Source organism: Mesorhizobium sp. M1A.F.Ca.IN.020.06.1.1, from assembly GCF_004023265.1.
Lineage (GTDB): Bacteria > Pseudomonadota > Alphaproteobacteria > Rhizobiales > Rhizobiaceae > Mesorhizobium.
Genome location: NZ_RZSR01000348.1, coordinates 1 through 5495 on the forward strand (window position 1 = coordinate 1; position 5495 = coordinate 5495).

9 protein-coding genes are annotated in these 5495 nt (G+C 64.6%); 4 read left to right on the forward strand and 5 right to left on the reverse strand.

Annotated elements, in window-relative coordinates; genetic code table 11:
* Together EOA60_RS16600 and EOA60_RS16605 are read right to left on the reverse strand one after the other, a co-directional pair.
* Window positions 1-391: SRPBCC domain-containing protein (locus EOA60_RS16600; protein ID WP_245502571.1), on the reverse strand; the 391-nt coding region annotated here is incomplete at its 3' end.
* Window positions 388-708 carry a metalloregulator ArsR/SmtB family transcription factor gene (locus EOA60_RS16605; protein ID WP_067001113.1) on the reverse strand — a complete coding sequence of 107 codons (321 nt, stop codon included), beginning with the start codon at window positions 706-708 and terminating at the stop codon, window positions 388-390. The genes EOA60_RS16605 and EOA60_RS16600, both read right to left, overlap by 4 nt.
* Before the next feature lie 141 nt (window positions 709-849).
* Between EOA60_RS16605 and EOA60_RS16610 the strand changes: the two genes are divergently transcribed.
* Both EOA60_RS16610 and EOA60_RS16615 read left to right on the forward strand, forming a co-directional pair.
* Window positions 850-1029, forward strand: coding sequence for a CsbD family protein (locus EOA60_RS16610; RefSeq protein ID WP_095802556.1), 180 nt, complete (start codon window positions 850-852; stop codon window positions 1027-1029).
* 166 nt (window positions 1030-1195) lie between these two features.
* Window positions 1196-1375, forward strand: coding sequence for a CsbD family protein (locus EOA60_RS16615; RefSeq protein WP_095784086.1), 180 nt, complete (start codon window positions 1196-1198; stop codon window positions 1373-1375).
* Window positions 1376-1504: 129 nt separating this feature from the next.
* On the opposite strand, the gene EOA60_RS16620 is transcribed toward EOA60_RS16615, so the two are convergent.
* Window positions 1505-2638, reverse strand: a complete 1134-nt coding sequence (locus EOA60_RS16620; protein ID WP_095824434.1) for a metallophosphoesterase — start codon at window positions 2636-2638, stop codon at window positions 1505-1507.
* Between the two features lie 145 nt (window positions 2639-2783).
* Here EOA60_RS16620 and EOA60_RS16625 point away from each other — a divergent pair, with 145 nt between their 5' ends.
* Window positions 2784-3377 (forward strand): hypothetical protein, encoded by a 594-nt coding sequence (locus tag EOA60_RS16625; protein ID WP_095824435.1) that lies wholly within the window; start codon window positions 2784-2786, stop codon window positions 3375-3377.
* A gap of 46 nt (window positions 3378-3423) precedes the next feature.
* On the opposite strand, the gene EOA60_RS16630 is transcribed toward EOA60_RS16625, so the two are convergent.
* Entirely contained in the window at window positions 3424-4083 is a 660-nt protein-coding gene (locus tag EOA60_RS16630; RefSeq protein ID WP_095824436.1) for a TetR/AcrR family transcriptional regulator, read from the reverse strand.
* A 39-nt stretch (window positions 4084-4122) separates the two neighbouring features.
* Between EOA60_RS16630 and EOA60_RS16635 the strand changes: the two genes are divergently transcribed.
* Complete coding sequence (locus EOA60_RS16635) at window positions 4123-4941, forward strand: NIPSNAP family protein (RefSeq protein ID WP_348627450.1); 819 nt, start codon at window positions 4123-4125, stop codon at window positions 4939-4941.
* On the opposite strand, the gene EOA60_RS16640 is transcribed toward EOA60_RS16635, so the two are convergent.
* On the reverse strand, window positions 4942-5495 hold a 554-nt coding region (locus EOA60_RS16640), incomplete at its 5' end, for an alpha/beta hydrolase (RefSeq protein WP_164899353.1).

A 5495-nucleotide genomic window follows, 5' to 3' on the forward strand; every position in this document is an offset into this window, starting at 1 on the left:
CGAAGCCGTCATGGCGCAGCGTCAGCCGGGTGCCGTTCTCGACGGCTTCGAGCGTATAGGTGACGGTGGTGAGGTTATCGCCGTCCCAGGGCGCCTTCCAGGTCATCACCAGACGATGCGGCGGCTCGACCTCGAGATACTCGCCGGCGACATGGAAGTCCTGCCCGTCCGCGCCCTTGCCTTCCGAGCGCCAGGCGCCGCCCGGCCGGACATCGGCCGTGTGCTTCGTCGTCCGGTACATGTTGTCGGCGCCCCACCAGAGCGGGATCTGGTCCTCAGCGGTAATGGCGCGGAAGACGCGCTCCGGCGGCACGGCGATCGTCACCGTGGCAAGGATGGTACCGGCGGAAATGTCGGCGATCGCGCGCGGCTTGTCTTGGATGGCCATCATTCATTCTCCAGGTAGGATTTGAGATTGCCGAGGCTGTGCTGCCAGAAGTCTCGGTAAGGCAGGATCCAGTCGGCGACATCCTTCAATTCCGCCGGCTCCAGCCGGTAGACTCGCTCGCGGCCCTGCCGCTGCTCGGAAACGACGTTGAGCTCGCGCAGTATCCTCAGATGCTTGGAAATGGCCGGCCGACTCTGCGAGAAGGCGGACGCCAGTTCGTTGACCGGCGCGGGGCCCTGCCGCAGCCGGTCGAGGATGGCGCGCCGCGTCGGATCGGCGATGGCGCGGAAGACGGAACGGTCGTGCTCAGCCTGCGGCATAATGCGTATCCATTTGGTTACATATTATGCCGAATTCGGTCGCCGGTCAATTATCCTCGACCGGTGTGCTTTGGCGCAACGGAACCGCGAAGCACTCCGGCCCGTTTCTCCTCGCGAATTGGATCTCCGGGAGATGCGGAGATGGTGAACATGGACCAAATAGTGGGCTTGGCGAAGCAGATCAAAGGTTCGATCCGGCAAGCCATAGGCAAGGCCGCCGGCAACCGGCCGATGGAAATCAGGGGCATGGCGGACAAGTCGGCAGGCCAGGTGCAGAAGGCCTGTGGCGACATGAAAGCCATGCTCAAAAAAGCGATGTGACCAGCAGGCCCCGCGGTCAGATCTCGAACGCCCGGCACGGGCTGTCCGTCATGCCGACAGCGGCGTGATGCGGCAGGCCGCACGGAACTCAAACATTGCCCGTTCGTTGTCGTGGCGGATGCGGTTGGCGCACCCCGCTCCTATTCCAGGCCCAGGAGATGCGGATATGGTGAACAGGCATCAAGTTGCCGGCATCGCCAAGCAGGTAAAAGGCAGGCTGAAGCAGGCGGCCGGCAAGGCCACCGGCAGCCGGCGCTTGCAGGTGGAAGGCATGTCCGAAAGAATCGCCGGCAGGGTGCGCAAGGCCTATGGCGACGTGAAGGACAAGGCTCGCAAGGCGCTCTGACTCCATACGCCGCGAGGCAATGGCCGACCCGCGCGCCGGCCTGTTCGTCTTTGAGCGCCGACGGCGTCAACACCGCAGAACAGCTCGAACAACAGGCCTGGACAACTCTACCCGGCGTGCTTTCTCCCTTCAGGTGGCCCAGCTTTTGGTGAAGGCGTTGGTGAAAACGACCTCGCCATGGTCGCCGGCCGCCTCAGCCAGGACGACGTCCATGTGGTCAACGGTCACCCGCGCCAGCGCAAAGCCGCCCATGAAGGCCGCCTTCGGCTTGACGAGGTCGAGCCCGTCGCGCCGGTAGATCATCGGCACTGCGTGCTGATGGCCGTGAAAAATGGCGATCACATTATAACCCTTCAGCGTGGCGAGAAGCGCCTGGCGGTCGGCGTCGCCCCACCAGTGCGGGCGGCCGGCGCCGCCTTCGCCATAGGTGCGCTTCACTGGATCCCAGCGCTCGACCGAGAAGGTGTCCCAACCATAGTGCTGGAAGAGAATCACCGGACGGCCGTCGCCGGCATAGGTCGCCAGATCCTGCTTCAGCCATGGCAGGCTGCCTATCGCGTCATGGCCGGTGTCGCCGGCGAAGCGATGCGTCTGGACGAGGTGCAGGCCGCCCCAATCCCAGGAATAGCAATCGGTGTCGACATCGTAATTGGTCGCCGGCACCGGCGGCTTGAAGAAAACGCCGGGGCGATGGTTGACTTCGACATAGTCGCGCATCTCGCGACGGTACCAGTCGACATGGCGCGTCGGCCCATTCTGGTCGAGATCGTGATTGCCGAGCCCGACATAGACCGGGACATGCACGCGATCAGGGCCGATGCCTTGCTGGTAGCGCTGGCTGAACTGCAGAAGCTGCGTGCCTTCGCTCGGCTCAGTGATCTGGCCGCCGCCATCGTCGGTGATGTCGCCCCCGGTGACGACCCCGAGCGGCGTGCCGATGCGTGTGCCGGCCGAGCGCAGGCCGGTGGCAGCGCCGTTGATCTCGGCCGGCCACTCTTTGTCGTCGATTGCGTTGAGCGCGGCCACATTGCGCAGCAATGCCGCATCGGTCTTGCCTTCCTGCTCGCAATGCGGGCTGAGCCCGGTCGCCATGCGGCAGGCATGGATATCGGCGATGAACAAAAAGGTGGCGTCAATCGGCTGGATAGGCTGGCCGGTCTGGGCGAAAGTGGTGTCCGGCAGGGCGCAGGTCGCGGCAAGGCCGGCCACCCGGGCCAGGAAATCGCGCCGGGACAAGAATGCTGAGGATAAGCGATTCATCATCGCGCCATTGGAACATTTTCAGCGCCGGATCGTCCAGATTGGCGGCTCTTTTCAAGCATTGGTTGAATTCGTGAAGGGCACTTTGGGTCGACAGCGCAGAGAGGGTCTGTCATTCCTTCCAGAACACATTTCCAGGGGAGAAGGCATGAAACCCGTGACGACCTGTGTGGCCCTCTCCATGCTTGCCCTCACCGGCACCGCCGAGGGGGCCGACTGCGTGGACGCCAAATCCGCCAAGGCCGGCTTCGTGCTGGAGAAGCCCGGCATCCGCAGCGAGTTCCGGCCGGCGCCGGGCGGCATGGTCGCGGTCGCCAACAACTACCAGTCGCAATCGCCGCAGACGCAATATCTCTACGCCGGGCTGATCGAGATTTTCCGCGATAGCGACACGGGCCGGCTGTCAATGATCCCGCTCGGCGACCTCAAAAAGCTCTTCCCGCTGAAGGCCGGTGCCAAGAGCAAGACCGAGTTCGTGCGGCTTTCGGCGAAGAAGGCGCCGAAGGGCACCGAAACACTGGCTTTAAGCGTCAAGGGCAAGGACACCTACAAGCTGGGCGACTGCAAATACACGGTGCTGACGGTGAAAGAGACGCTGACCGGCGATTCCGGCACGGTGATCGACAGCTTCACCGCGCTCTATTCGCCCGACCTGCAAGCGGTGCTGGCGCGGCGCTACGACGAGGGGACGAGCGCGCAGAGCGAAGTGGGGTTCGAGACGATCAAGCCGCTGAGGGAGTGAAAGGCTGCCTTTCAGTCAGGGACTTAAGATGATCCTCATACCGGCATCAGCGGATTGCCTGCTGCCGCACCACCCTGCGGCGTCGTCTGGCGGGCGAACCGTTCTGTGATGGCGGGGGCTCGACCCGCTCCAAACCCTCCAGGCACTGCCGCAACACACCGGCATCCTGCTCGGCCTTGGCCATCGACATGGCGCCGGAGTAAGCCGCCACCGTCAGCGCGGCAAAGCGGTCGGGATCGGTCCCACCTTCCCGGCCGGCCTCCTGATCGGCGCGCACCTTGTCGGAGATCGCCCGCCGCCAGCCGGCGAAGATATCGGCCAACGCAATACGGAAATCGGGATCGGCGAGCGACAGCTCATGCGCCAGATTGTTGAGCGGGCAGCCGCGCACATAGCCCTGCTGCTCGAGCGCGGCCGCTACCGCCTCAAACACGGCACGCACGCCCTTGCGCGCCGAAGGCGCCGCCCGCACCGGCTCGATCCAGGTCTCCTCAACCGCGGCCGCCACCCGCTCCTCGATCACCGCCAGCGCCAGCGCCTTCTTGGTCGGGAAATGATGGTGCAGCGCGCCGCCGGTGACGCCGGCCGCCGCCATCAGGTCGCCGAGGCTCGAGGCGTGATAGCCGCGCGCCTGGAAGCAACCTTCCGCCACGTCGAGCACGCGCCGCCGCATGCCCTGCGGATCGTTAGTGCGCTTCTTGCGCATCGCCACCTCCGTGGGAGAGAAGGGGAAGAACGTAGCATATTGACAAAACAGGACAACCGGTCTGTTTATAAACAGGATGAACACCCTGTTTTCGAGAGTCTAGCCATGAACAGACCTTCCCGCCTTGCGTCGCCGATCGTGGAGCTCAGGCAATACACATTGAAACCCGGCCAGCGCGAAACGCTTATCGCGCTGTTCGACCGGGAGTTCATCGAGAGCCAGGAAGCCGCGGGCATGACCATCATCGGCCAGTTCCGCGACCTCGACCGTCCCGACATGTTCATCTGGCTGCGCGGCTTCGCCGACATGGAGGCCAGGAGGAAAGCGCTCACCGCTTTCTATGACGGCCCGGTGTGGGCCGAGCATCGCAACGCCGCCAATGCGACGATGATCGATTCCGACGACGTGCTGTTGCTGAAGCCCGCATGGCCGGACGCCGGCTTCGACCTGTCGAAGCGGGAGCGGTCGACCGTGAGCGAAGGCGAAAGCAAAAGTGCGCAGCCTCACTTAGACGGCATTGTTGAGATTTCGATTCATCATTTGCGCCACGGCATGGAAACCGGATTCGCCGAGCGTTTCCGGGCGAAAATGGTTCCGCAACTGACGGCGAACGGTGCCCGGCTGCTCGGCGCCTTTGTCAGCGAGCATGCCGAAAACACTTTTTCCCGGCTGCCGGTGCGAGCCGGCGAAAATGTCTTCATCGTCGTCGTTGGTTTCGGCGACGCCCATGCGAACTATCGGAACGACCTTGGCGCTTCCCCGGCATGGCAGGCGGTTCGCCAAACCATGCAGGCTGCTTCGACGAAGCCGGCAGAGATGTTGCGCCTCACGCCTACGGCCCGATCGCTGTTGCGGTAGTCACTCGGCTGGCAGCACGTCGGCTATTGCCTTGGCGACGAAGGCCGGGTCTTCCCAATGCGGGTTGTGGCCGCAGTCCTGCGCCCAGACGAGACGCGATCCGGCAAGCGCCTCGGCCAAAGCCTCCTGGTGCGCTTGGCCGAAGAGCGGATCGCAGGCGCCGGCAATGATCAACGTCCGGACCCGCACGGCCCGCGCCGCCGCGGTCAGATCCGTCCGGCGGATTTCTTCGAGAATGGCGCGCCAGCGCGCCGCCGGCATCGCCGAAGCGTCCGCCGCTAGGCCGGCAAGAAGGGCCCGCGGCACGCCGGACCCGCAGGCGTGCCACCAGTCGTAGAACGGATCAGTCGGCGAGATCGGGTCGCGCAGTTCCGCCACGCCGTCAACCAACGGATGGTCCGGCGCGAAATCTGCCTTCAGCGCCCCGGCCAGGATGACCAGCCCGCCGACCAGTTCCGGATGCCGCGCGGCCACCTGCATGGCGACCATGCCACCCAGCGAATGGCCGAGAACGACCGGCCGGGCGAGCCGCAGGTTGCGGATCAGCCCGGCGA

Coding starts and splice junctions, on each gene's coding strand:
- EOA60_RS16605 (WP_067001113.1), bottom strand. CDS start 708: ATGCCGCAGGCTGAGCACGACCGTTCCGTCTTCCGCGCCATCGCCGAT.
- EOA60_RS16610 (WP_095802556.1), top strand. CDS start 850: ATGGTGAACATGGACCAAATAGTGGGCTTGGCGAAGCAGATCAAAGGT.
- EOA60_RS16615 (WP_095784086.1), top strand. CDS start 1,196: ATGGTGAACAGGCATCAAGTTGCCGGCATCGCCAAGCAGGTAAAAGGC.
- EOA60_RS16620 (WP_095824434.1), bottom strand. CDS start 2,638: ATGATGAATCGCTTATCCTCAGCATTCTTGTCCCGGCGCGATTTCCTG.
- EOA60_RS16625 (WP_095824435.1), top strand. CDS start 2,784: ATGAAACCCGTGACGACCTGTGTGGCCCTCTCCATGCTTGCCCTCACC.
- EOA60_RS16630 (WP_095824436.1), bottom strand. CDS start 4,083: ATGCGCAAGAAGCGCACTAACGATCCGCAGGGCATGCGGCGGCGCGTG.